This is a genomic window from Photorhabdus hainanensis (assembly GCF_018448965.1).
In the GTDB taxonomy this organism is placed as follows: Bacteria; Pseudomonadota; Gammaproteobacteria; order Enterobacterales; family Enterobacteriaceae; genus Photorhabdus; species Photorhabdus akhurstii.
This window is the reverse complement of the sequence record NZ_RCWD01000001.1, coordinates 201,076-226,017: the sequence shown is the minus strand read 5'-3', so window position 1 is coordinate 226,017 and position 24,942 is coordinate 201,076. Positions and strand designations below refer to the sequence as shown.

22 protein-coding genes and 2 pseudogenes are annotated in these 24,942 nt (G+C 40.4%); 7 read left to right on the top strand and 17 right to left on the bottom strand.

Going from position 1 to position 24,942, the window contains the following annotated elements; all coding sequences use genetic code 11:
• Positions 1–22: 22 nt before the first annotated feature.
• The 12 genes from EAE92_RS00975 to speD all read right to left on the bottom strand — a co-directional run bounded on the left by EAE92_RS00975 (position 23) and on the right by speD (position 14,350).
• The gene (locus EAE92_RS00975; RefSeq protein WP_214066804.1) at positions 23–1,483 is read right to left on the bottom strand and encodes a WD40 repeat domain-containing protein; all 1,461 of its coding nucleotides are present in this window, start codon (positions 1,481–1,483) and stop codon (positions 23–25) included.
• 57 nt (positions 1,484–1,540) lie between these two features.
• The gene (locus EAE92_RS00970) at positions 1,541–3,046 is read right to left on the bottom strand and encodes a hypothetical protein (protein ID WP_214066803.1); all 1,506 of its coding nucleotides are present in this window, start codon (positions 3,044–3,046) and stop codon (positions 1,541–1,543) included.
• Positions 3,036–3,515 carry a hypothetical protein gene (locus EAE92_RS00965; RefSeq protein WP_246544930.1) on the bottom strand — a complete coding sequence of 160 codons (480 nt, stop codon included), beginning with the start codon at positions 3,513–3,515 and terminating at the stop codon, positions 3,036–3,038. Before EAE92_RS00965 ends, EAE92_RS00970 begins: the two co-directional genes overlap by 11 nt.
• Before the next feature lie 18 nt (positions 3,516–3,533).
• Positions 3,534–5,105, bottom strand: a complete 1,572-nt coding sequence (locus EAE92_RS00960) for a WD40 repeat domain-containing protein (protein ID WP_214066715.1) — start codon at positions 5,103–5,105, stop codon at positions 3,534–3,536.
• Positions 5,106–5,284: 179 nt separating this feature from the next.
• Complete coding sequence (locus tag EAE92_RS00955; RefSeq protein ID WP_214066714.1) at positions 5,285–5,728, bottom strand: hypothetical protein; 444 nt, start codon at positions 5,726–5,728, stop codon at positions 5,285–5,287.
• A gap of 816 nt (positions 5,729–6,544) precedes the next feature.
• Complete coding sequence (locus EAE92_RS00950; protein WP_011146161.1) at positions 6,545–6,964, bottom strand: hypothetical protein; 420 nt, start codon at positions 6,962–6,964, stop codon at positions 6,545–6,547.
• A 668-nt stretch (positions 6,965–7,632) separates the two neighbouring features.
• Entirely contained in the window at positions 7,633–7,776 is a 144-nt protein-coding gene (locus EAE92_RS00945) for a hypothetical protein (RefSeq protein WP_214066713.1), read from the bottom strand.
• 48 nt (positions 7,777–7,824) lie between these two features.
• Complete coding sequence (gene dinB, locus EAE92_RS00940; RefSeq protein WP_214066712.1) at positions 7,825–8,880, bottom strand: DNA polymerase IV; 1,056 nt, start codon at positions 8,878–8,880, stop codon at positions 7,825–7,827.
• A 269-nt stretch (positions 8,881–9,149) separates the two neighbouring features.
• The gene (speC, locus tag EAE92_RS00935) at positions 9,150–11,333 is read right to left on the bottom strand and encodes an ornithine decarboxylase (protein ID WP_214066802.1); all 2,184 of its coding nucleotides are present in this window, start codon (positions 11,331–11,333) and stop codon (positions 9,150–9,152) included.
• The gene (locus EAE92_RS00930) at positions 11,326–12,543 is read right to left on the bottom strand and encodes an MFS transporter (RefSeq protein WP_214066711.1); all 1,218 of its coding nucleotides are present in this window, start codon (positions 12,541–12,543) and stop codon (positions 11,326–11,328) included. The genes speC and EAE92_RS00930 overlap by 8 nt, the downstream gene beginning before the upstream one ends.
• 9 nt (positions 12,544–12,552) lie before the next feature.
• On the bottom strand, positions 12,553–13,965 hold the full coding sequence (locus tag EAE92_RS00925; RefSeq protein WP_214066710.1) for a coproporphyrinogen-III oxidase family protein: 1,413 nt from the start codon (positions 13,963–13,965) through the stop codon (positions 12,553–12,555).
• A gap of 7 nt (positions 13,966–13,972) precedes the next feature.
• Positions 13,973–14,350, bottom strand: a complete 378-nt coding sequence (gene speD, locus EAE92_RS00920) for an adenosylmethionine decarboxylase (protein WP_214066709.1) — start codon at positions 14,348–14,350, stop codon at positions 13,973–13,975.
• 1,116 nt (positions 14,351–15,466) lie between these two features.
• Between speD and EAE92_RS24380 the strand changes: the two genes are divergently transcribed.
• Positions 15,467–15,643, top strand: a complete 177-nt coding sequence (locus EAE92_RS24380; protein ID WP_339959339.1) for a type II toxin-antitoxin system HicB family antitoxin — start codon at positions 15,467–15,469, stop codon at positions 15,641–15,643.
• Between the two features lie 264 nt (positions 15,644–15,907).
• Here the strand turns inward: EAE92_RS24380 and flhA are convergent, their stop codons facing one another.
• A complete protein-coding gene (gene flhA / locus EAE92_RS00910; protein ID WP_214066708.1) occupies positions 15,908–17,989 on the bottom strand; it encodes a flagellar biosynthesis protein FlhA in 2,082 nt (693 codons plus the stop codon).
• A complete protein-coding gene (gene flhB, locus EAE92_RS00905) occupies positions 17,982–19,133 on the bottom strand; it encodes a flagellar biosynthesis protein FlhB (RefSeq protein WP_214066707.1) in 1,152 nt (383 codons plus the stop codon). Before flhB ends, flhA begins: the two co-directional genes overlap by 8 nt.
• Before the next feature lie 64 nt (positions 19,134–19,197).
• On the opposite strand from flhB, the gene EAE92_RS00900 reads away from it, so the two are divergent.
• The 5 genes from EAE92_RS00900 to EAE92_RS00880 all read left to right on the top strand — a co-directional run bounded on the left by EAE92_RS00900 (position 19,198) and on the right by EAE92_RS00880 (position 22,772).
• Entirely contained in the window at positions 19,198–19,368 is a 171-nt protein-coding gene (locus EAE92_RS00900; RefSeq protein WP_214066706.1) for a hypothetical protein, read from the top strand.
• Between the two features lie 131 nt (positions 19,369–19,499).
• Positions 19,500–21,167, top strand: coding sequence for an S-type pyocin domain-containing protein (locus tag EAE92_RS00895; RefSeq protein ID WP_214066705.1), 1,668 nt, complete (start codon positions 19,500–19,502; stop codon positions 21,165–21,167).
• Positions 21,167–21,634 (top strand): DUF6392 family protein, encoded by a 468-nt coding sequence (locus EAE92_RS00890; RefSeq protein WP_214066704.1) that lies wholly within the window; start codon positions 21,167–21,169, stop codon positions 21,632–21,634. Before EAE92_RS00895 ends, EAE92_RS00890 begins: the two co-directional genes overlap by 1 nt.
• 108 nt (positions 21,635–21,742) lie before the next feature.
• Positions 21,743–22,210 carry a DUF6392 family protein gene (locus EAE92_RS00885; protein ID WP_214066703.1) on the top strand — a complete coding sequence of 156 codons (468 nt, stop codon included), beginning with the start codon at positions 21,743–21,745 and terminating at the stop codon, positions 22,208–22,210.
• 103 nt (positions 22,211–22,313) lie between these two features.
• A complete protein-coding gene (locus tag EAE92_RS00880) occupies positions 22,314–22,772 on the top strand; it encodes a DUF6392 family protein (protein ID WP_036807369.1) in 459 nt (152 codons plus the stop codon).
• 266 nt (positions 22,773–23,038) lie between these two features.
• Here the strand turns inward: EAE92_RS00880 and EAE92_RS00875 are convergent, their stop codons facing one another.
• A complete protein-coding gene (locus EAE92_RS00875; protein WP_214066702.1) occupies positions 23,039–23,290 on the bottom strand; it encodes a DUF2442 domain-containing protein in 252 nt (83 codons plus the stop codon).
• 5 nt (positions 23,291–23,295) lie between these two features.
• Positions 23,296–23,463: pseudogene (locus EAE92_RS00870) on the bottom strand (DUF4160 domain-containing protein); the annotation flags it as partial.
• A gap of 86 nt (positions 23,464–23,549) precedes the next feature.
• Here EAE92_RS00870 and EAE92_RS24375 point away from each other — a divergent pair.
• A pseudogene (locus EAE92_RS24375) lies at positions 23,550–23,721 on the top strand (IS982 family transposase); the annotation flags it as partial.
• A 389-nt stretch (positions 23,722–24,110) separates the two neighbouring features.
• Here the strand turns inward: EAE92_RS24375 and EAE92_RS00865 are convergent.
• Entirely contained in the window at positions 24,111–24,533 is a 423-nt protein-coding gene (locus tag EAE92_RS00865; protein ID WP_040152390.1) for a cupin domain-containing protein, read from the bottom strand.
• Positions 24,534–24,942: the final 409 nt, after the last annotated feature.

Genomic DNA, 24,942 nt, shown 5'->3' with positions numbered 1-24,942 from the left:
TCTGTCCTCTGTCTTCTGTCCTCTATTTGACATTTTCAAAGATATAGACTGCACCGGCTCCGGACTTAGAATCGACACTTTCTGACGTTGCCCCAACAACCAAACTCGTCCCCGCCTTATTCAGGCCGACAGGCCCACCAAAAAGATTTAAATTGTCTGAAGGGTTCAGAATCTCCATAGGTGTTTCCATATTCCACTTATTATTCAGACAGGTATACACATACACCCTGGCAGCCGCCCCCACCGCCAGACGATCCCCCGCATCATTCAGTTCGAGAGAGCGTCCAAAATCTGTTACGTCACTTGCAGGAGCCGAAAACTTAATAGGATTTTCGTTATCCCAAATCCCATTTGTGCGCGTATACAGATAAACCTTTCCATTAATAATGGGGGAATTCTCATCCGCCCCCACCGCCAAACGATCTCCCTCTGCATTCAGGCTAAAAACCGTGCCAAAACGGGATGAGCTATCTTTAGGCGCCTTGAGCTGAATGGGGTTTTCTCTATCCCAGATCCCATTCATGCGGGTATACACATAAATCGTGCCTCTTTCTCCAAACACCGCCAGACAGTTTCCCGCGGCACTCAGGCGGGCAACCCTGCCAAACTCAGAAGAATCCGAAAGGTTTGGAAACTTAATGGGATTTTTTGTATCCCAGATCCCGTTCGTACGTGTAAACAAATGGATCGTAGAGAGGTATCCGTTCGCAACCACCGCCATCAGACAGTCTCCTGCCGCGCTCAAGCTGACATTCTCACCAAGGTATTGACCAGCACCCGGAAACCAAATGGGATTTCTCGCATCCCAGACGCCATTCGTACGCATATATATACAAGCCATCCTGCTGCTTCCCAACGCCAGGCAATCTCCCATCGCATCCAGACTGACATTCAATGAATCGCTCACTACACTACCACCATGTTCAAACACAGTAGGCGTGCTTATATTCCATTCACCGCTCTTCCGGCGCATATACACATAGGCTTTATTCTGCATCCCAACCGCTAAGCAATCTCCCACCGCGTTCAAGCTAACAGAGCTACCAAAGGACTCCCACTTTTTGGGGAAGGGAGAAACAATTCGCGTTATCATAGTACGTTTCAAACCCAACACCTGCGTGATCTCCATCCGCTCACGCCGCGATAAACTGAAAAAATCCGCAAACTGAACCTGCTGATCGGCATCCAATTTCAGATACCCTCCTCCATCAAAAGAGAGTCCACCTTCTGGCTTCAAGGATAGCGCCAAAGCCCCTTGTTCAGGATTTAACCCGCCAGAATAATAAGTGTTGAGGGCCAGTTTTCCTTGACCATCCCGTTTCAGCCCCGCGGTCAGACCATCATCCTGAGCGCCATCAATGATTTCATATACCTTATATGCCTCATCAATCAAATGGGAAAATGCTTGAGGCATCAGCCGAACACCAGACTTAAAACTCGCTTTCAATGAGTCAACAGTACTAATTTCTTTATCAGTCATAATATGTCCTCAAAAGCCGTATTAGACAGTCACCGTCACCTATCTTCTGTCCTCTGTCTTCTATTTGACATTCTCAAAGATATAAACTGCACCGGCTTCAGGCGCAGAATCAACCTTGTTTGAAACTGCACCAACCGCCAAACTCGTTCCTAACTTATTCAAACTGACAGCCTTACCAAAACCATTTAAATTGTCTGAATTGCCTGAGGGGTCCGAAATCTCGATAGGTGTTTCCATATTCCACTTATCATTCAGACAGGTATACACATACACTCTGGAAGCCGCCCCCACTGCCAGACGGTTTCCCGCATCATTCAATTTGATAGCTCTGCCAAAATACGTTACATCACTTGCAGGAGCCGAAAACTTAATGGGATTTTCTGTATCCCAGGTCCCATTCGTGCGCGTATACAGATAAACCTTCCCATTCATAATGGGTAAATCATCATCCGCCCCCACCGCCAGACGATCTCCCTCTGCATTCAGGCTAAGAACCTTGCCAAAACCGGATGAACTATCTTCAGGGGGCTTGAACTTAATGGGACGTTCATCCCAAGTCCCATTCGTGCGGGTATACACATAAACCGTGTTTCTTTCAGGTTTATAAGAATCATCGACACTATGCACCGCCAGACAATTTCCCGAGGCACTCAGACAAATCGTGACCATCTCGTTACCAGAATTAAAAAAACCAAGCTTAATGGGATTTTTTGTATCCCAGATCCCATTCGTGCGGGTATACACATCGAACGTATAGGTGTTCCCCCCCACCGCCAGACAGTCTCCTGCGGCGCTCAAGCTGACATACACACCACCAAAGAATTTATGTTGATCTTCCATCGGAAACACAATAGGACTTTTTGTACCCCAGACGCCATTCGTGCGCGTATACACACAAACCTGCATTCGGTTAGTATTAGTGAAGTATCCCACTGCCAGATTATCTCCCTTCGCATCCAGACTAACATTCCATGCAGCACTACGATACTTACCTCCATCAGCCTCAAACACAATGGGCGTGCTTGTATTCCAATCCCCCCACTTCCGGTACATATACAAATAGAGCACTTTCCCCATCCCAACCACTAAGCAATCTCCCGCCGCGTTCAGGCTAACAGAAGTGCCAAAGTGTTCATTCTCTTTAGGGGAAGGAGAAACAATACGCGTCATCATGGTGCCACGTTTCAAATCCAACAACTGCGCGATCTCCATCCGCTCTCGCCGCGATAAACTGAAAAAATCCGCAAACTGAACCTGCCGATCGGCATCCAATTTTAGACGCCTCCCTCCATCAAAAGAGAATCCACCTTCTGGCTTCAGTGATAGGGCCAAAGCCCCTCGTTCAAGGTTCAACCCGCCAGAATAGTCAGTGTCGAGGGCCAGTTTTCCTTTGTCATCTCGTTTCAGCCCTGCGGTCGGACCATCCCGCTTATCACCATCAATGATTTCATATGCCTTATATGCCTCATCAATCAAATGAGAAAATGCTTCAGGCATGGGCGGAACACCGGACTTAAAACTCGCTTTCAATGAGTCAACAGTGCTAATTTCTTTATCAGTCATAATATGTCCTCAAAAGCCGTATTAGACAGTCACCGTCATCTATTCTCTGTCTTCTGTTCTCTGTCATCTGTTTTCTACCTCCTGTGCCCGCATTCAATAACAACTTGGCAATTTGTTTCTGCGTCTCCTCAGGAAGCAATTTAAAAGCTTGGGCCGAAACCGCTACAGTCCCATCCACCGACAGCACTCCGGATTTATCTAACATCAATCCCCCATCAAGCTGTAGCTTTAACGCAAGCCCTTTCGGTTCCAACGAGATACCATCACCAACCTTAACCGCCAAACGGTTATCGATAACCTGCAACCCAACTCCCGGATGATAAGTTTGATCACTATCCCGCCAACCAAAAAGCTGTCGCCACAACATGGCCCAATCAATCAGTGAATAAAATGCCGCCTCAGTCGGGATCTTGCCAGGGGCGAAGTGAGCACTAAGCTGGCTAACCGTTTCATCTGTTATCTCTTTTGCCATCGTTTTTTCCTCATTCAGCTAGTCGTAAAGGTAAACTTTCCCTTCTCCACTCTTCCAGCCACTGGCGCCAATCGCCAACGTATTGCCGTCACCGCTAAGACAAATGCCGGCGCCAAATTTATGGTTTAATTCCCCATCCACTGCCAGTAATCTGCCCTGCATAATCCATTGTTCATCCTGATAGCTAAACCACCATCCTGCACCGGTTTGCACACCTGTGTTATCTTTACCAACAGGTGTTGACACCACCAGTATCTGACCGTCACCACTTAAAGAGAGTTCGCTGCCAAACCTTTCCCCGGCAGTCACCGCTTCTCTCAGTATCCCCATAGCTTGCCATGCATTACGGTAACGCTGGTACAAATAGACCGCACCAACATCGCTCTTCTCTCCCGGACACCCCACCGCCAAAATATCGCCGCTATCGTTCAGGCTGAGACTGGCGCCAAAGCCGTCACTGCTGATGGTTAAAGGCGAAGTCAGCGAATTGAGTGGCGGTCGCGGCTGCCAATATTCCCCGTGACGATGAAATAGCGTCACTTCACCGTTATTACCATTACGCCCTGTTGCCGCCACTGCTAAGGTTGAACCATCGGCACTCAAGCTCAGTTTGACGCCAAACATATCGCCCTGTGCCGGAGAAGCTAAGGTCAGACGTTCACCAAGCTGTGACCATTTCTTCCCGTCATACTGATAAAGATATACTGCGCCGCAGTTAGTCAATACACCCGATCTCCAGCCATAAGAACCTACCGCTAATAGCGTGCCATCAGCGCTTAGTCCCACAACGCAACCGAAATGCTGCTGAACGTTCGCCTCACTCAGCCAAAGTTTGGCCGGTTTCTCCCACTCGCCATTTGACAATTTGCGATAAATAAACACTGAACCATGCCCGCCATCACTGTTGCGGTTATCAATGCCCACCGCGAGAACATTACCGTCTCTGCTCAGGCTGAGCGCTCTGCCGCCATAACCACTAACGTAATCAGCGAATTGCTGCCGCCAACCGTTATCGGTATAAGAAAATAGATATACAGGTTCCTTTCCTTCTGCCCCACTAAGCGCGATAGTTTTCCCATCGCCGCTGACACTGACAACAGCGCCAAGGTTTTTATTGTTACCGTTGGCCGGTAAGTCAAACGCGGGCAACTGCGCCTTACTCGCTGCCATCTCCTCAGCATGAATCAGCCAACGATAAAGTTCTCTTTGTTGTTCCTCCGTAAAACTCTCAAACAATTCCAGCGACAATTTAAAGTCGGGGCGTAACCCCAATTCGCCATTAATAAACTGTAAGCCGCTGTTCTTATCAATATTGACAGCAATTTCACGGTCTTCTCCGATACGCACCCCATCACCGGGATTCACTAAGAGTAAATTCACCTCATCCAGATCCCGGTTCAATCCTGCCCCTGGATTATTATCGATCTGACCTGGGTCCAGCCCAGCTAAACGCCGACCTTCCGCCGCTATTTGCACCAATTGAGTATAATTTTCACTTTTCGGCATGGAATATAATTTAAACCAAGATTTGACTTCCTCTTTATCCAACAAATTATTCTCGCTGGATGTAAATATCTTATTGTGAGTCATTAATACCTCCAATGCAGAATGACAAATAAATTAACGTTGTTACACGCCGTTCTATTCTTTTATTTTCGAGATAAACAATATTCTGGCTTTATCCCCCTCTTAATGTTTCTCTTCATTCTAATTGGCCGTTTTATCGGTAAATTTTGCCGAATCGTCGGGCGTGGCGATATGTTTCCCCCCTAACCGGGCATTCCTTCTCTGGGTACAAACAGCACCTCTGCGGCTTTTAGCTGTTCGTAGTCTTTCTTACTCCAGAAAAGTTCTTTATCAGCAAACTTCGCCAAATCATCGGGCGTGGCAACATGTTTAATCCCCACACCACGTATTTTTTCTGCTGGTATAAACAACACTCTCACAGCTTCCATCTGTTTGTAGGTCTTCTCATTCCAGTAACCTTCTTCATCGACAAACCTCGCCAAATTATCGGGCGTGGCGACATGTTTAATTCCCAGACCAGGTAGAGTTTCTCCCGCTGGCGTAAACAACACTTCGGCAGTTTTCATCTGTTCATAGGTTTTTTCATTCCAGAAAAGTGATTGATCGGCAAACTTCGCCAAATCACTGGGTGTGGCAACATGTATCACGACAATATCTTCTTGATGTAGCGGCGGTTCGGTGGACATAATGTTCCCCCTATTAATAATGTCAGACCTTGGTTATGTGTTATATACCCGTCATCTTTCAAGCTGCCTCTTTGTTGGCTGCACTCGCTCACCCCGGTCACATAGTTTGCTATGCTCCCGGGGATTCACTCCCTTGCCGTCGCGATGCAACTTGAAATCCATAGGGTATAACTGAAACTGCCCTCGGAAGACTCGCTCCCGATAACACTTATTTAATATTTAACCTGACTACGTTATTCGTTTTTCGTACGAAAAAATCATCTATATTTAAGCATTATAGAAAAGTGAATTTTTGCCAGCCATTTAATAAATTTTTAGTTGCTTTTTTTAAAAATCTCACATAAAAAGATATCGTTTAAACAATATTACACTGGTATCGCAACAACCATTAATTTAATTAGATTTAAACTAATCAACCAAGGATTTTATTAGAGAAAATATAATAATCAATGATGTTTATAAATGTTACATATTTATACCAAGACATCTCACTGCCACATAATAAAAACATTTGGCAAATCAGACTAAATACAACAATTAAAAATAACTTTTCCAACATGACTAATAATCCATTTAAATGAAGAAGTTTATTAGTTAATTGTAAGGAATTAAAAATATAGAGATTTAAAATTAAAAAAATAGAGTTATTTCGCCAGTTTTATCTATTTGATAATAAGATTGGTAGTATAGAGAATGAGAGTTACCTGACGTTTTATTTAAGATTTTAAATCTATACCAAAACCGGTAACTCTCAATTTTTCAAGGTGCTGTATCAGCTCAAGTGGCGCTTAATACACATTAAATTAACTTAATCGATCATTTTCCAAATATCTTGGTTTTGGCTGGTATTCCATCTGAGAATTTTGTACCACTCCAGTCTATCTGATTAGGCGGTATGCCGAACTTTTTCCATGTCAAATTAACGGGTACTCCAAGTATACATGCAGCAATAAATCGATGCTGACCATCCATGATATGGGTAAGCCCTGTCCGACTATTATGCCAGACAACAATTGATATTGGATTTCCCTTTGTTTTGAAGTTTGCTATTTTTTCGTCAACAACTTTTTGAAAAACTTCTGCTTGAGCGGGTAATGGCGCGGAATTCCCAATATCCCTTCTTCCTACAGGACTGCCTTTTAATATTGATGTGTCATATGTACCCTCATTTCCTTTTAGTTGAGGTCCGTTTGCTGTTTTTCTTAATGTTACGGGATTTAACATATTTTTATACATATTTAACTCTCATCCTTTTGAATTGTTTAGGGCATCCGATATTACTGAGTTTTCCTTTTTCGTCACCCAATTTTGTGTATTATTTTTTATCTTTCCTTTATCATTCTTTTATTCAACATTCGACAGTTTAGTCCGTTATTTATTATTGTCACTCCGTATGATTTGATCTGTTTTTGAGCTATTTAGACAATTTTTTAATATCAGCCAGGATATAAAATCATCATTTATTAATTTGAAGTAAAAGGCATATTGGAAATAAATAACATATAGATTATGTCCATTATTTATATTTATCCAAGATGGAAAAGTTAAAATAAATACATTTAAAGAAATATTATTATACAAGGGAATTAATTGATATAAATATACTATTTTCATTATTCACAATTTCAATATGAATACACAAGATTAATTCGACCATAAAATACAATTTTTCATCGACGGCAGAACAGGGCACAATTATTCGTCATGAACAAGCTGAATAATCCTCCTCGTAAAATATTATGATGCAAAGCATCCAGTGAATTATTTTCAAATAAAGAAAGTTCGTTTATCATGTGAATTCAATGAATTAAATTAATCAACCAATAATTTTATTAGGATATACATAATAATCAATGACATGTATAGATATTGCATATTTATACTCGGAGAAATAGCACTAATGTTTATTTCTTGCCCAACATATTAAACCATGCGGCTAATACCCTATCCAAATAACCAATATCCATACTGGCAACTCTTCGCTTTCGACAAATATCAGCATTTTTTGTCGTTTCTACCCGAAGCAGATTCAGGCTCAGATGGCGCATATACGCTGATGTTAGATAATATTCGTGATCTCATCCTGTATAAACTGATTACCACTCAAATACTAGCTGGCGCTCAAATTGTGGATCCAGTAATGTTACATGTATACCAACTAACCTAACTCCTCTCCCCTTACGCCGAGAATCCCACGTATTCCGAGCAATGAAGAGTAGATCACCTAAATCTAGAACGGGGTAAATATGTTCATGAGTCGTCAAATGAAAATCATCAAATTTAAACTTAACTCCCTGACGAGAAATTTTTAGCTCGGAGTTGTATTTTTCAAGTCTTCTTATCAACTCTGGATATAACTGTTCAATTATAGCCTCACACTCTTCCCATATGTGAATATCTTTTGGTAGCGTGATCTCAACACCAACGGATTTCCTTGGTAAGTCTACGCAAATAGAATTATCATCCAGTCCATGACAACGCTGCCAAATCATTAATCCAAATTTCCCTAATTCTTTAATAAAAGCCCCAAAATCGTATTGTCTTACATCTGCACAAATTTTTAATCCCATATCTGATAGACGGTTTTCTGTTTTGGGACCAACTCCTGGGATTTTTCTCAGTGGCAACGATAAAACAAATTGATCAACTTGTTCAGGAGTTATCACAAATTGCCCATTCGGCTTATTCATATCCGAGGCAATCTTAGCAAGAAATTTAACAGGAGCGATTCCTGCTGAAGCGGTTAGCTTTAACTCTTCAAATATGGATTGCCGTATCTTTTGAGCTATCAACGTAGCCGAGCCATGACAACTACGGCACTCCGTTACATCAAGATATGCTTCATCTAGAGAGAGAGGTTCAATCAGATCGGTATATCGAGAAAATATCTCATTTACTTGAAGAGAAACTTCCTCATATATATGCATGCGCGGTGGGATGACTTTCAATTGAGGACACAATTTAAGCGCCTTTGCTGTTGACATTGCACTGTGAATACCAAATTTCCTCGCGACATAATTAGCAGTACTAATTACCCCACGTTCTTCAATACTGCCGCCTATAGCTATTGGCTTTTCCTTCAAAAAAGGATCATCTCGCATTTCTATAGCAGCAAAAAAGCAATCCATGTCTATATGGATGAATTTACGCATATGCAAACCTATTTCGATGAATACATAACTATTTTAACTAATAGAATTGCTTACAGCCTCATTTGAATCAAAATATGCAATCTGTCTGTCCAAAAGCGATAAAATAAATGTCACAATTAATGGGTGAATTCAAGTTCGAAGTACAGCACTAGAGCACTTTTTTAATTCCTTGAATATCACTAAATATGACCTGTACCCCGAACACTCTTTTGGTCTATTGTTTGATCTATCCTGATAATTTAACCCTCAGTCAGCTCTTGATTATTCAATTAGTCGAGTCTGCCATGTGCCTGCTTTATTACGTACCCATAAATACGTTTTCTTCCATTTGTATCAGTATCTACGTACACCCCTTGCATCTCAGGAGCAAAACATGGCAGCTTGTTTATAAGCTCCTCTAACACTAAGAAATAATCTAAAACAGCGCCATCCCACATCTCACCAGGAGCTATAGATACAATTCCTGGAGGGTATGGTAAAGCTTCTTCTGCCGCTATCCTTCCTTTTGCTTGTGCAATAGGGATAAAATCCACATGCCCGCGGATTAATTGCACATTAGCAGCATGAGGAGTGACAACTATACGAGGGAAGTGACGCTCTTTAAATATTCTTTGTTGGAGATATTGTATATTATAGCTGGCGTAAATATCATGCATTTCCTGACAAAGCCGACCAATTGTATAACCTCGGTATTGGTTAATATTACTATTATATATAGCAGGCAAGACTTCAGATATCATGGAATCTTGTTCTATATGCTTTTCGAACTGAATTATTTTCGATATCAAATGCTGAATTTTCGCATTATTTACAGCAGGGGTTAGCAAAAAAACAATTGAGTTAAGTTCGGATTTTTCAGGTATAACACCATTTTCTCTTAAGTAGTTTGCTAAAAAGATTGCGGGCACTCCTGATTTTTCATATTGCCCAGTTTCAGAGTCTATACCAGGTGTCGTTAATAGTAATTTGCAAGGATCAAGTGAATATTGAGATTTTCCATAACCTTCAAATGTATGCCACTTCTCATCAGGATCAAAACTGAAAAAGCGTGAGTCACTAGCAATAGTATTTGTATCATAAGATTGCCATGGTTTATTATCAACGAAAGGTGGTACAAACGGTTTTACCAATTTACATGATGAAAATATAAGCTTACGTGCTTCAATTCCAATTCGTACGCATTCCCCCCACATTTTTTCACCATACCCATTTGAATGAATTTTGGCATTAATATCTAGAGCAGCAAAAAGAGGATAAAATGGGCTTGTAGATGCATGAAGCATAAACGCATGATTAAAGCGTCTGTGCTCGCAATATCTACTTTGCAGCTTTATGTGCTCATCTTTTTTGTGAATCTGTGATGTTTGCGAAAAACCAGCCTGCTGCTTATGCACTGACTGAGTGACTATGATTCCTGGAGAGTTTTCATTTAAATCTAATAACAAAGGGGAGCAATCTTTCATGAACGGAATAAATTGCTCATATCCCACCCATGCAGAATCAAACAAAATGTAATCACATAAGTGCCCTATTTTATCTACTACACTGCGTGCATTATACACGCTTCCATCATAAGTACCTGCTTGTATAATTGCTAATCGGAAAGGTCTTTTTATGCTTGCTTTATCTGAGGATACCCTGTTGATTAATTGCCGTAAGTAGTCTTCATCAAAACAATGTTCTGGTATACCTCCGATAAGCCCAAATGAATTTCTCGCAGCTTCTAAATAGATTGGAGTCGCACCTGCTTGTATTAATGCTCCATGATAACAAGATTTATGGTTATTTCTGTCAAATAACACAAGATCGCCTGGTGCAAGCAGAGCATTGGTTACTACTTTGTTAGCAGCTGAAGTACCATTTAAAACAAAATACGTCTTATCCGCATTAAATACTTTTGCTGCATGTTGCTGCGCTACACCAGGTGCTCCCTCATGAGTCAAAATAACTCCAAGAATGGGATCTGCATGAGGAACATCTGCTAAAAAAATGTTCTCCCCCAAGAAATCTATAAACTTTTTACCCGCAGGATGTTTGCAAAGAAAATCGATTCCCTGATGACCAGGGCAAGCAAGGGTTATATTACCTTTAGAAATATATTGTGTTAATGTCTTAAAAAATGGCGGAAACAACTCATCTTCGTATTTCTTAGCAAAGGCTTCCAATTGAGTGCTATAGGAAGATGCGCTTTTACTACATTCACTGAATACACCCGTTAAACTTGGCAATATAGATTCATCTATCTCATCATTATTTTTAACTACCGCAAATATAGGAATATCTAAGCCGCTTTTAACTATATCACTGACTCTTTGCATAGAAAGATCTTCATAAGACAAAACTATTGCAGCTATTTCACTAAAATCACGTATCTCATTGATACTTATTATTTCCCTATTAGTTTCAAATTGAATAGCTACATTTTCACTTATTGCTATTCTAAAATCATACATCATACTCATTATCCTTCCCCTTTAATCTAGAGATAATTAATCTAGCTGACATTGCAATAAAAAGAGCCATTATTGAAAACGAAAATCCGCCACTTATGACAGAGAACAATCCTGATACCACTCCAGAAACAGACTCACATGTATTAGCGATCGTGGAGTACAATCCATAATTTTTACCAACTTCATTTTCCTTTGATAGTGACTGTATATTAGTAATTATAGATATATCTACAATGGCCCCAGAGAATCCAAGAAATAATGCAAAAATAATTAAAAGCACAAAGCTGAATTTTATAACCAATGAAATAATCAGAAAGAAGAGTCCATATATCATCCAAGATTTCATTACCTGCACCGGGGTTGAATTTTTGATTATACGTGTATAAAAAACTCCACCTAATACAGTTCCCATAGCTATTATTGAAAATACATATCCAACAAGTTCTTCCTTTTTATAAATATCAATAATTGAGGCTGGCAAGACATACCTCAATAGTGCCGCTGTAAATAATACGCATGCAGAAGTTCCAATTATTACCATGAATAAATTTTGATTATTTCTCCTCATATCTATGATACTATCTCTGGTATCATAGATAATTCTCGAAACAGAAAATTCCTCTCTCCCATGAGGTTCATTTCTTTTTAAAGAAAATAAAAAAAGCACTGAAATAAAATATGTTATACTATCCATTAAAAGAACATATGATTTATTACCCATAGCAATTATTATGGAACAAGCCAATGGACCAATTATGGATGCTAGATCTTCGATCACTTGAAATAGACTATTACCTTTTGGTAAATTTTTCTTCTCTAGCATTTCAGGTAAATATGCTCTAAAACTAGGCTGAAAAAGGCTTCTCCCTATTGTCATGAACATAGAACAAACGATGAGAATGTATATATTTAACAAATCATTTAGGTAGGTTATGAATAATATAAACGTGATGACACAGCGTAATATATCACTAAGTATCATATTGTTCTTTTTCGGAAAAACATCCGCGAGCCATCCCCCCACAGGCCCAAAAAATAAATATGGAATAAACCTAAAGAAATATACTATCCCTATATACATAAAATTGAATGACAGCAACTCAATTGCGATAATTGCAAATACAACATCATGCGCAAAATCACCTATTTTTGATATTAAACTAGATAAAGATAGAGGTAGTATTCTTTTGTTAAAAATGACATTCTTCATGCTATACTCTTATACATTTAAACCAGCGGTATATATTATTTCTTTCTTCGACAAAAATTTCCCAGGAGTTTTTAATTCCTCGTGAACAATTTTCTTGAGTATAGCTTGCTCTGCCTCAGGCATAAGATAAAACATAATATTACTATACCAATACCAACCCAATTTTGTTAGCCGAAATGAATGTGTATCATCTACAATTAAGCCAGAGTCGATCAGTTCATTAAGCCTACCATATAGCCGATCGGGGACTAGATTCATTTTAATCTGTGACTTATCTGCATACCCATGATAAGGTAATCTCAATATCAGAGGCTTCATTTCATCTAATAATTCATCATGCTGGCTGATTTTACACAAGTAAATATTTTTATTCATTGAATCAATATATTTTTCCCTACCTGTAATATTAGTTATAACGTGCCCCCTCAGAGAAGATATGGCATTAATGCCAAAACCGAGAAAATCATGATCTCCATATCCATATACATGCTCATGATAAATAAAACTATAATTATCAGTGACCACTTGATCCGTAATACTCGATCTCACATAACCATGTCCATTATGAGGCATGAAACCTTTACTTCTCATGTGTAAATCAATTAATAATTTCATTGAGAATTTTCGTGTAGCAGATGTAATGTTATCTGTATAATCACGAACAGACTTATGAAGTTTAGATGATGTGACAACATTATTTATTGGATATATATCAACATTACTTAAACCCAGATCAATAGCTTTATCTAGGTCAGAAATAATAACCTCTTCATCCTCACCATGCATTCCATATATTATATCACATAAAACATAATCAAAATTCGAAACCAATAAATGTGAAGACTTTTCAATTGTATCTATCGACGCTGTGAGATTAAATAGTTCTCTCCACGTAGGATCCATTGTTTGCAAACCAAACCGAGTATGTGTAACACCTATTTCTTTTAAAGCATCAATTCCCTCCCCAGTGACACTATTTATGCTAAGCTCGAAAGAGAACTCTTGTAGAGAGGATAAGTCAAAATATTTCTTAATAGTTTCGCCTATATCGATAATATTTTCAGGCGATAATAATGACGGGGTTCCGCCTCCGAAAAATATTGCTCGTATAGGAATTGCCTTATAGTCAATAAATCTACTTTTATACTCTACTTCATTGATAAGTGCTTTTACATACCTGTCTATCACTTCATGGTTTTTGTATAGTCCTTTGGTGAAGGGGCAAAATGTACAGATAGATTCACAAAACGGAATATGGAAATAAAGAGCTCTCGAACTGACCTCAGAATTCGCATTTCCTAATATCCTTGATATGGAATTTTCATCTCCATTAAAGGAATTAAATGTTTGATTTGGGAAGAAAAAATTGTATATAGGGAATTGGTAATCGAACTTAATTATTCCATTATTAATTAATTTCATAAATAAATCACCCTGTTGTTAATGGATAGGTATCTAGACTACTTCCCCTTTGCAAACCACGAACAGTAAATCTTTTACTATTCTTGAAAAACTTTTCTATATCGTTATGTATACATGTATCTTGTTTTCCACAAGTGTAAACATCAATGCTTATGTAGTTTGTCTCGGGATATGTGTGAAATGATAGATGTGATTCAGAAAGAAGGAATAATCCAGTGACACCTTCTCCCCCATCAGTAAATTTATGACAGAGATGACCTATTATTCTGAAGCCAGATCTCTTTAGCGCTTCATAAAAAAAAGTGTTCAATGAATCCGCATCAGATAATATCTCATTATCATGCAAGACAATATCCCAGACATTGTGAAATCCACGATCGTCCAATTTGAGAGCCCCTGTTGATAATGAATAATAAGATAGACAAGTAAGGGAAGCACTAGCTTCCCTTACATTTTATTACCACATGCAGAGACCTTGCAGGTCACAATCATTAATATCTACTTCAAAAAGTTCCATTGCTGATTCCATGATACTTCTCCTCACAATAATTTGATTAGTGTACCACTTCATTATTAGCCCTAACACTTGAGCTGAATGAATCGTATGTTAGGAAATTGTCAATGTCAAAGAAGAAATATCATTTTTCAATTTATTTATTTTATTTTTCGATCCTAATCACGTCCAACTCATCAATCAGGGCAATAGCATGAGTATTTATTTCTTGCCCAACATATTAACTCCGGCATCTAATACCCTATCCAAATAGCCAATGTCCATGCTCGAAATTCTTCGTTTTCGGCAAATACTGGCTGTTTTGTCGTTTCTACCAGAAGCATATTCAGGCTTAGATGTCGCACGCACGTCAATATTTCAGAGGAATCTCCCTTGCAGGGGAGACAGAGATCTTCCTTCATGGAGACATCAAAACCCTGTGTAACCGTGCTTCTGTCCTCCAGTGGCCCGGAACAGCAGCCGCAAAGTCGGCGCGACTGTGTTCCGCTGAACTGATGTAGTAATGGTAGTCAAGTGACTCTTTTCCTGTTTTATCAATATGATAACTCATTGCTGCGTCAATGCTTTTTAAGCCTTCCCATTAAGGAAACTTATTGCCACATAATGAAAATATTTTATTTTAATTATTAAAAAAATATAGCATACATATTTATTTTTCGCGTAGATACACTATAAGCATCAATATATTCCCTGCCTATAACTCTATCATGTGCAATGGAAATTTCATTGCCGTCACATTTTACACCTGATGCTACAATGAAATAATAATTCCTTTTATTTTTTCTGAATTGAAGTTGTAGTCCCGGTATCTGAAACAGATTTTTTTATTAAAGTTCTACCTACACTCTGACTGATACCAAAAATTTCTCTCATCAGCTGTTAGCAATTCGGGCAGCATATGGATGTTTTAACCTAACAGGGCGGCTATGTCCCCAGCAACTCATCCGATTACATCGGTAATCCTCGTTTGTCTGGAAATGGGGAGCTATTACTCTTATTGAATCAGATCCAGAGAAACATGAGTCAAAGGTCATCAAATTCAATTTAACCATACTTGGCAATCTGTTAACTGCTATAGATCGTTGCATTGAGGAAAACAACCACCATAAAAATCGTTCTGCTTTTCTAGCTGAGTTAACTAGAAAAGAAATAGCTCATCACTAACGAATTAGGGTGGGAAACTGCTCTAAACATAAAAACCGCCACAACAGCATCTGATTTGATATTTGCTTATCGTTAATAAAATACTGTGATCACTGCTAGTCTTCGGTATATCCCGGCTGGAATAATTGCCATGCCGGTTTTGCAGGTTCCGCACAGAAATTAAAAATCAATTAATTTTGATGATTAAAAATGCCTATTACTGTCGAGAGATGATTATAACAGGCCATTTTGGAATAAATGGCCTGCTGTTTTCTATTGATACAGCTACCCGTTACCACCAATGGTCGCTGTCATACGAATTTGACGGTTATCGCTGATTTCAAGATTAGATAAAACCACTAATTGAGGCAAAGTTCTACGCAAGAAACGCGACAACAGCGGGCGTAATGCATGATTAACCAACAGTACCGGAGGCGCGCCCAGCATTTCCTGACGTTGTAGTGCTTCCGTCGCCTGCCGTTGTAAGTTATCCGCCAATCCTGGCTCCAGACCTCCGCCATTTTGCAATGCCTGAATTAACAAACGCTCAAGGCCCGCATCCAATCCGATTACCTGAATTTCCTGTGCGCCCGGGAACCACTGTTGAGCAATTGCTCGGCCAAGTGAGATTCTAACCAAAGACGTCAATTCATAGGGATCAGTTTGCCCTGGCGCATGTTCAGCCAAGGTTTCAATAATTGTCCGCATGTCTCGAATCGGCACTTGTTCGGACAACAGATTTTGCAGCACTTTATGCAAGGTTGTCAGATTAACAACATCAGGAATAAAGTCTTCCGTCAGTTTAGGCATCTCTTGGCTGACCCGCTCAAACAGTTGTTGCGCTTCCTGACGACCAAATAACTCATTCGCATATTGCGTCAACAAGTGATTCATATGGGTCGCAACCACCGTACTGGCGGCAACCACCGTGTATCCCTGAACCTGAGCTTGTTCTCTGAGGCTGTCATCAATCCAAACCGCAGACAGGCCAAAAGCGGGATCTTTCGTGATATCACCTTGCAATTCCCCTACGGCGCCACCGGGATTAATCGCCAGCCAGCGCCCCGGATGCGCTTCACCGCGACCAATTTCTACCCCTTTCATCAGAATACGGTAGCCCGCCGGAGCCAGTTCAAGGTTGTCTCGGATATGAACAACCGGCGGTAAGTATCCCATCTCTTGGGCAAATTTCTTACGAATGCCGCTGATTCGCCCCAATAACTCACCATTCTGCCGAAAATCAACCATCGGGATCAGGCGATATCCCACTTCCATACCCAAAGGATCTTCAAGCTGAACGTCAGACCATGAAGCCTCCGATGCCTGTTGTTGCTCTTCTATTTTTGGTTTTTCTGTGTTTATTACCGGCGCATCAGCGCGACGATATAGATACCAGCCAAGACCTGCCAACGCCACAGTAAATAACAGGAAAACAAAGTTCGGCATTCCCGGCACCATACCCAACAACCCGAGAACACCGGCACTCAACATCATCACTCTGGGATTATTGAACAGTTGAGTCACCATCTGCTGACCAACATCCTGATCCGTTGCCACACGGGTAACAATCACACCCGCCGCAGTCGAAATAATCAGCGCAGGCAACTGGGCAACCAGACCATCACCAATGGTTAACAGGGTATAAGTCTCTCCCGCATCCCCAAGACTCATACCGTGTTGTGCCACACCGACAATTAAACCGCCGACGACGTTGATAACCAAAATCATCAATCCGGCAATCGCGTCGCCGCGCACAAACTTACTGGCGCCATCCATCGAACCATAAAAATCCGATTCTTGAGTCACTTCCGCCCGGCGTTTCTTCGCTTCGTCTTCACCAATTAGTCCGGCATTCAAATCGGCGTCAATTGCCATCTGTTTACCTGGCATACCATCGAGCACAAAACGGGCGCCTACTTCGGCAATTCGCCCTGCGCCTTTAGTAATGACCATAAAGTTAATCAATACCAAAATGATAAATACCACAATCCCGATAGCGAAATTGCCGCCAACCAGAAAGTGACCAAATGCTTCTACAACACGCCCAGCCGCCGCAGAGCCAGTATGCCCTTCCAATAGAATGATACGGGTTGAAGCTACGTTAAGAGATAAGCGTAATAACGTGGAGAACAGCAAAATGGTCGGAAATGCGGCAAAATCTAGCGTACGCCGGGTAAACATCGCCACCAGCAACACCATGATTGATAGTGCTATGTTAAACGTAAATAGCAAATCAAGCATGAATGGCGGCAATGGCAATACCATCATCGACAAAATCAAGAGGATCAATACCGGCCCGGCAAGCATTTGCCATTGCGAGCCTTTCATATTGCCCGATAAACGAAGTATAGAGGCCAGATTAGCCATGACGATTATTTTCTCCAGCAAAATCCAGTGCTGGCGGCACTGGCAGATGTTCAGGTTTCTTCGGCTTCAAGCCGCCTTCCCGTTTCCAACGTTTCAATTGATAAACCCAGGCAATGACTTCCGCGACGGCTGCATAAAGTGTCGCGGGAATATGCCCGCCGACTTCACTGTGGCGATAAAGCGCTCTGGCAAGGGGCGGCGCCTCAAGTAATGGAATGCGGTTTTCTGTACCTATTTCCTTAATACGTAAAGCAATTAACCCCGCCCCTTTCGCCAATACTTTTGGCGCGCTCATCGCTTTTTCGTCATATTTCAACGCAACAGCATAGTGAGTTGGGTTGGTGATAATCACATCCGCTTTCGGTACATCCGCCATCATACGCTGACGGGCAGCCGCCCGTTGTTGCTGACGGATACGCGCTTTAACATGTGGGTCCCCCTCTTGTTCTTTAAATTCATCCTTTATTTCCTGCCGGGTCATTCTCAGTTTTTTCAAATGGCTGTAGATCTGGTAAACAACATCAAAAGCCACCATCGGTATCAACATGAAAACAACCACATAACCGGCGAAGATCAGCATTTGCATAGCATCATCCAGCGCCAACAGTGGCGGTTGAGCTATCAGCCGTAACATGTCGGGCCAATTCATCCAAAGAAACAGAGCGGCGCCAATGCCGACAAATCCCGCTTTAAGTAGTGCTTTGAATAATTCCGCTAACGCATTCATTGAGAAAATACGTTTCAGGCCAGAAATGGGATTTAATTTTTTCGCATCAAATTTGATGGATTTGGTACTGAACACTAAACCACCCAATAGCGCCGGGGCACTTAATGCAACTAACACTAATCCAGCAAAAACCGGCAACAAAGCCAAAACAGCCTGTTGCAGCAACCTGCCAATCTGTTGAACCATCTGTTTATCATTGCTGACCATACTGTGATCGAAGTTAAACCCTTCAAACACCATCAACGACAATTCATGCGTCATGGACTGACCACTCATCCAGAGCAAACTTAGGCCACTGGTCAACATCAATATAGAACTCAGCTCTCTGGAGCGGGCTATCTGCCCCTCTTTTCGAGCTTTTTCCCGCTTATGGGGCGTGGGTTCTTCTGTTTTCTCAAGATCGCTATCTTCGGCCACGGCTTTCCTTGTCAGATTCCTAAACGCTATCGCTCAGAAAATATGGAATCAAATAGCGGTTAGCATGACAAAAGAGAAAAAATCCGATGGCTGGAACAATGAGAAATTTGACCGGGTATTTGCGGGATCAAGTTCAATAACACCACGGGGTCAAGACATCAACTCATCAAACTCTTATCCACTTGGTATCAGAGTCGGAGACAAAAAACTCGAACTTATTTTTACTATTTTCTGAACTTTTCTATATCTTTTTAACTCAAATATTTTGCAGGATCGATCACTTATCATATTTAAGTGTCAATAACATAGTAATGATTCCAGTTAAACAGAAGTTTAATATGGTTGGTTGCAGGAGAAGCGAAGTAGATGGCAATAGGGTATTACCTGCTCGTTGGTGACAAAACCACCTGCGGCGGACAGATTATTACTGGTGATCACACCATGACATTTAACGGGCGAGCAACCGCGCGTGAAGGGGATAAAGTTACCTGTGGTAAACATCCCGGCACTTACACAATTGTCGGCGGCATATCCGACATGTTTGATATGGGGCAACGATTAGCCGGCACACTGGACAGCGTGAGTACCTGCCCTTGTCGGGCCAAGTTTATTAACTCGGTTATGGACAGCTACGAGAAGCAGGAACAGCCTCGTCAACAACCGGCTCATATGACAGCGCAGAACTTCTCGTCACCGGTGAAGGAAGCGACAACAGTTCAGCACACGCCTCCACCGGTGACACAGGCACCGCCTCCACCGATCCCGGTATTTGCCAAATCTCGTCAGCGAGGCAAAGGCTGTACCGATGCCGGTACAGAAACAGAACCGGCAAATAATTTCGGTAGGATGGCGATATATCAGGTTCAATCATCACCCGCGCCAGTCACGGAACCAAAGCCTGAACAGCCTCCGCAAGGCAAGAAACACCCACCAGAACCGGATAAGCCGCAGGATAAAAAGTTACCTTGGTATAAACGGTGGTTTAGCGACAGCAAAGATAAGGCCGAAGCCGCTGCGACTGCTGTAGCTGCAACGACTCGCAGCGCGGTGGCGGATGGCGAAACGCTGGTGATGCGTTACATTGGCGGTGGCACTAGCAGTGCCGGGCGCTGGCTGGCGGCGCCGAATCCATTGACAGTCGGACTAATGGGGCTGTTTTATTCATCGGGACTAAATGAAGGTGAGGAGGATTACTTAAACGAATATCATCTTAGTGAAATTGCCAGTCAGTATGGTAAAGCACCGACCCGTGTCCGTTTTCGCTGGATCAGAGATGAAGAAAGCGGCAGGATGACAGTTCAGGGGTATCATGTCAGCCCGGAAAGTGGTCTGGATAAAGTGCCGGTTCATATGATGAAACTGAATCCGGCCACCGGTAATTATGAGTTCTGGGAACCAGGAGAACACCGGCCAACGATTTTATGGACACCAAACGAGCAGGAATTCAAAGTTCCACCCCATACCGGGAATGAGGAACAGCCATTTATTCCGTCGCAGATAACCGTATTGCCGATCCCGGATAAAGTCGGCAGCGATATTGAATCGTTGCCAATGCCGGAAGAGAAGGATTTTCGGGATTATATTCTGATACTCCCCATCCCAAATATGCCACCGGTGTATGTGTATTTGAGTAAGCCGCCGGTGAAATTGTTAGACGTGGATTTATATAGTAATTTTGCGGGGAGACCAAGAAATGGAATGCATGCTGATCATATGCCTTCGGCTGCTGCGGTTCGGGCCTATTTTAAGAAAAAATACCCCGATGCAAAAGAAAACGAGTTAAGAGAAATGGCAAAAGATGCTGCGGCTCTTATCATCCCAGCAGAAGTTCACCAAAAGCTTAGCGCAACTTATGGAGGTAGGAATTCACCTGTTCAAATCGAGCAGGATTCAAAAGATTTACATGCCGCATTTGAGCGAAATTTTAATACGATAAAACCAGCATTGAAAGAATATGGTGTGACAGAAGAACAACTTGAGAATGCCAGAGCCAAAATGCACAAACTTAATCAGGAACAGGGGTTATACAAATAATGGCGACCAACATTGAAGCATTGATTAATTATCTGGGTAAGTCCTATCAGGAAATTTTTGATAAAGGATTAATCCCTTATAAAACGAAGCCAAGTGGTTTTCCTGGTGACGAGGTTATTTGCCTGGAAATGGCAAAAGAGGGAATATTTTTAGCATTTTATCGGGAAGGAAAGCGATTAAAAGAAATTACATTAACTTTGCTAAATGAAAAAAAACCGCTATATCAGTTTCCTAACGAATTACCATCTCCCTTGGTGCCACTAATGTCCCGGGAATGGATTCATAAACAGTTTGGTAAACCTGAAAAATCACTTCCTCCGAGGAAAAGATTAAAGAAAGATATTGGTTGGACCGAACTATATATTTGTCTAGGTTTTCATATGCCGATTAATATGCAAGTTGATTATGATCTATTAGAGCACGTTAAAGAAGTGACATTTCTACCCACCTCAGAAGTACGTTGGTAGTCAATAAAAGAGATGGTTTTTCTTGAAGAGCCAATTCATTAATCAACAGCTTAAAAGATTAAATTGAAAATGAATTGGCTTAATTGAGAAAGGGGGGTTATATAAATAATGGCGATCAATATTGAAGCTTTAATCAGTAGTTTAGGGAAAACGTATCAAGAAGTCTTTGATGCGGGACTCATTCCTTATAAAACCAAGCCAACAGAAAATTTTGGCACTGAATATATATCTCTAGATATGGTTAAAGAAGGTGTTTATCTTGCTTTTAAACGGAGTGATAAAATTTTATTTGATGTGACACTTACTCTACTAGATAGTGATAAACCATCATACACATTTCCAAATAAGTTACCATCACCGCTGATCTCACATATGTCACGTCAGTGGATACATGAACAATTCGGATTGCCTGAAAAGTCAAAAGAACCAAAAGTGATAATGAAAGAAGAGTTTGGATGGGTTGATTTGTACACGATACTAGATTTTCGTATACCAACTAACATGCAAGTTGATTATGATCTATTAGAGCGCGTTAAAGAAGTGACATTTCTACCCACCTCAGAAGTACGTTGGTAGTCAAAAAGAGGAGATTTTCTTGAGAGCCAATTCATTAATCAACAGCTTAAAAGGTTAAATTGAAGATGAATTGGCTTAATTGAGAAAAGAGGTTATATAAATAATGGCGGTTAATGTTGAAGCGTTAATTAATAGTTTAGGTAAAACTTATCAGGAAATTTATAGTGAAGGATTAATTCCTTATAAGAATAAGCCGAGTAGTTTTCCAGGTGATCCTGATATTCATATTGATATGGTGAGAGAGGGGATTTTCTTATCATTTGAACGGAGTAGTAAGATACTAAATGAAATTACATTAAGGCTACTTAGAGAAGATAAAACTTCTTTTATATTTCCAAGTGAATTACCATCACCATTAAAACCTTCTATGGATAGAAGGTGGATTGAAAAAAATTTAGGAGCTCCGATTAAATCAATACCACCAAGGGAAATTTTAAAGAGGCAATTTGGTTGGATAGATTTATATCGTTTTACAGACAAAATCAGTATGAGAATTTCTTATGATTTACGTGAGCAAGTCAAATCAGTGACATTCCTACCTACTTCAGAAGTGTGTTGGTAGTCAATATAAAGAGGAGATTTTTCTTAAGAGTCAATGCATTAATTAATAGTTTAAAAAATTAAACTGAAAGTGAATTTGAATTGACTCAATCAAAAATGGAATAAGCAATTAAATTTTGGGCAGAAAAAAAGCACCCTCCCCTCAAACTATGCTCGCCATTTTTCATCCGCAAATTGTATTTTAGTAAGTCCATCAATACCTTCTAGAAAATGAATAAAACGCTCGCTTTTACCAATATCCAAACGCAAGCAATGCAAACAGTTCAATCATATATTCTCCCTTAAGTGGGATTTAAGCTTTTTATAGAGTGCGTCGGGCGCCAGATCAGCATCATTCGGCCAGCACACTGCGCCACACTCATCAACACGCGCTTGGGCAAAGAATTTCTGCTCTTTCAGTGGCTCGAACATGGGTCCGAACAACCGATCTGCGATGCCCACTTCTCCATAGGTGCCATCATCGAACGTCACCGCCAAGGTGTATTCTGGCTTTATTTCCACTTTCGTTACTCTGCGCATGATAATCACTCCAGCGGTTCAATCTTGTTGAGAGGCTGATGCTGTTCAGCCAGTTGCCAGTCATTCAGCAGATCCTGCCTGTGCTCAACCGCCCATTCGATGACCATAGCCTTTGCTCGTTTGGGCAATGAGCCTTCCATGACCTCCAAAGTTTCAATTGAGATAATAGCCTCATATTCACCGTAGCACTGAGACTGACACTACTCAACTATTAAATACGGGATATAAATATCGAGAAAGGGAATCCTTTAGTTGGTTCATCAATCCCCAAATACGGATACCCAATATTTCTCAGATAGAACATTCACGACACTGTAGTGCGCAAGGATTAATGTTAAATGTGTTAGGGCGACAGATAACTTATTGTCACAAAGAGAACAAAATCACTGAATATTTCCTGCTTAGAAATGGATATGTTAGTAACAGCTTAACCATAGCTCAGGTTATTTAAGCTAATTTCCATTTCGAAACTCATTACTACTACTCATGGAAATTATTTTCCAATTTAAATATTAGATTAAAATAATTTCAATAGTCCTTTTCACCGTTATCATTACAACAAACATTATCTCTAATATATTTCTCCATTCTATTTTCAGTAAATTTCATATTCCATAGGCTAGTACCTGATCCCCTTCATGAGATGCTCATATATATTAATTGAAAAATCTTATATAATCCTTTTATCACTCAAATTACTTGTCCTGATCTATAATTATCTTCATGAATATAATCTTAGATACTTTATCTCTGGCAGAATATCATGGCATTCTCGCAACTCACCAAGCACTAGCATATGCTTAATTCAATTTATCCCTAATTAAACCTTTAATTCTTCTGGGGTTCCTTCTCTATATGGCACCAGCGTCGTCCTATCTTGCGAATCAACCGCACAATGATTATTACCGACAACAAGCATAACCAAATCGCTAGTTGCTTTAATCGCGTGATCTATTTGCCCATTCACAAAATAACAAACTCCAGGCTCTATTTCATGCTTTTCACCCGCATAAATAACATAACCCGTTCCTGAGAGTACAAATAAGATATGATGACCTAAGTGAGTATGATTCTGCATCCCTTCATCTTTGCTGAAACGAATTAGATCAGCACCAAAGCCATCAAACGAAACTAATCCCTCGCCCGTTCCCATGCTGTTTACCATTTTATGACTTCTAGCCATTGTATCGACAACGAGATGTTCACCGTTCCAGTGACAAAATCTATTTTTAATAAATTCCATATTACTTTCCTTTTATCTCTATAAATAAGATTTTATTTTAAAGTAACTATCATCTCTCTTTATTAATTGAAATAACACTATCTCTCCATCAAATAAATAATATTTCCCAGTAAAATTTCAATCATCACCAAATTATATCGATAAAGAAATTAACGGGTTATTTACAACATATCAAATAGTAATATGTAATTCCATAGTAGTATTTTACAAAAACTCACTTTGTGATAACAATCACTGAAAAACGCTGATTTTAAATATCTTTGTAGAAGATAACCTAAGTTTAAAATAATACCAACCAAAAGTTAGATTAAATACATTATTAAACCATAACAATAATAGCGTTAATTAAGTCAGCCTTAACTCTCACTAAAAACAACCATTTCAAATAGATATAAATACAAATTTTTTA

What these genes read in the sequence shown, in the direction of transcription:
- EAE92_RS00965 (WP_246544930.1), bottom strand. Translation starts at nt 3,515, where the DNA reads ATGGCAAAAGAGATAACAGATGAAACGGTTAGCCAGCTTAGTGCTCAC.
- EAE92_RS00960 (WP_214066715.1), bottom strand. Translation starts at nt 5,105, where the DNA reads ATGACTCACAATAAGATATTTACATCCAGCGAGAATAATTTGTTGGAT.
- EAE92_RS00955 (WP_214066714.1), bottom strand. Translation starts at nt 5,728, where the DNA reads ATGTCCACCGAACCGCCGCTACATCAAGAAGATATTGTCGTGATACAT.
- EAE92_RS00950 (WP_011146161.1), bottom strand. Translation starts at nt 6,964, where the DNA reads ATGTATAAAAATATGTTAAATCCCGTAACATTAAGAAAAACAGCAAAC.
- EAE92_RS00945 (WP_214066713.1), bottom strand. Translation starts at nt 7,776, where the DNA reads ATGCGCCATCTGAGCCTGAATCTGCTTCGGGTAGAAACGACAAAAAAT.
- dinB (WP_214066712.1), bottom strand. Translation starts at nt 8,880, where the DNA reads ATGCGTAAATTCATCCATATAGACATGGATTGCTTTTTTGCTGCTATA.
- speC (WP_214066802.1), bottom strand. Translation starts at nt 11,333, where the DNA reads ATGTATGATTTTAGAATAGCAATAAGTGAAAATGTAGCTATTCAATTT.
- EAE92_RS00930 (WP_214066711.1), bottom strand. Translation starts at nt 12,543, where the DNA reads ATGAAGAATGTCATTTTTAACAAAAGAATACTACCTCTATCTTTATCT.
- EAE92_RS00925 (WP_214066710.1), bottom strand. Translation starts at nt 13,965, where the DNA reads ATGAAATTAATTAATAATGGAATAATTAAGTTCGATTACCAATTCCCT.
- flhA (WP_214066708.1), bottom strand. Translation starts at nt 17,989, where the DNA reads ATGGCTAATCTGGCCTCTATACTTCGTTTATCGGGCAATATGAAAGGC.
- EAE92_RS00900 (WP_214066706.1), top strand. Translation starts at nt 19,198, where the DNA reads ATGACAAAAGAGAAAAAATCCGATGGCTGGAACAATGAGAAATTTGAC.
- EAE92_RS00895 (WP_214066705.1), top strand. Translation starts at nt 19,500, where the DNA reads ATGGCAATAGGGTATTACCTGCTCGTTGGTGACAAAACCACCTGCGGC.
- EAE92_RS00890 (WP_214066704.1), top strand. Translation starts at nt 21,167, where the DNA reads ATGGCGACCAACATTGAAGCATTGATTAATTATCTGGGTAAGTCCTAT.
- EAE92_RS00885 (WP_214066703.1), top strand. Translation starts at nt 21,743, where the DNA reads ATGGCGATCAATATTGAAGCTTTAATCAGTAGTTTAGGGAAAACGTAT.
- EAE92_RS00880 (WP_036807369.1), top strand. Translation starts at nt 22,314, where the DNA reads ATGGCGGTTAATGTTGAAGCGTTAATTAATAGTTTAGGTAAAACTTAT.
- EAE92_RS00875 (WP_214066702.1), bottom strand. Translation starts at nt 23,290, where the DNA reads ATGCGCAGAGTAACGAAAGTGGAAATAAAGCCAGAATACACCTTGGCG.
- EAE92_RS00865 (WP_040152390.1), bottom strand. Translation starts at nt 24,533, where the DNA reads ATGGAATTTATTAAAAATAGATTTTGTCACTGGAACGGTGAACATCTC.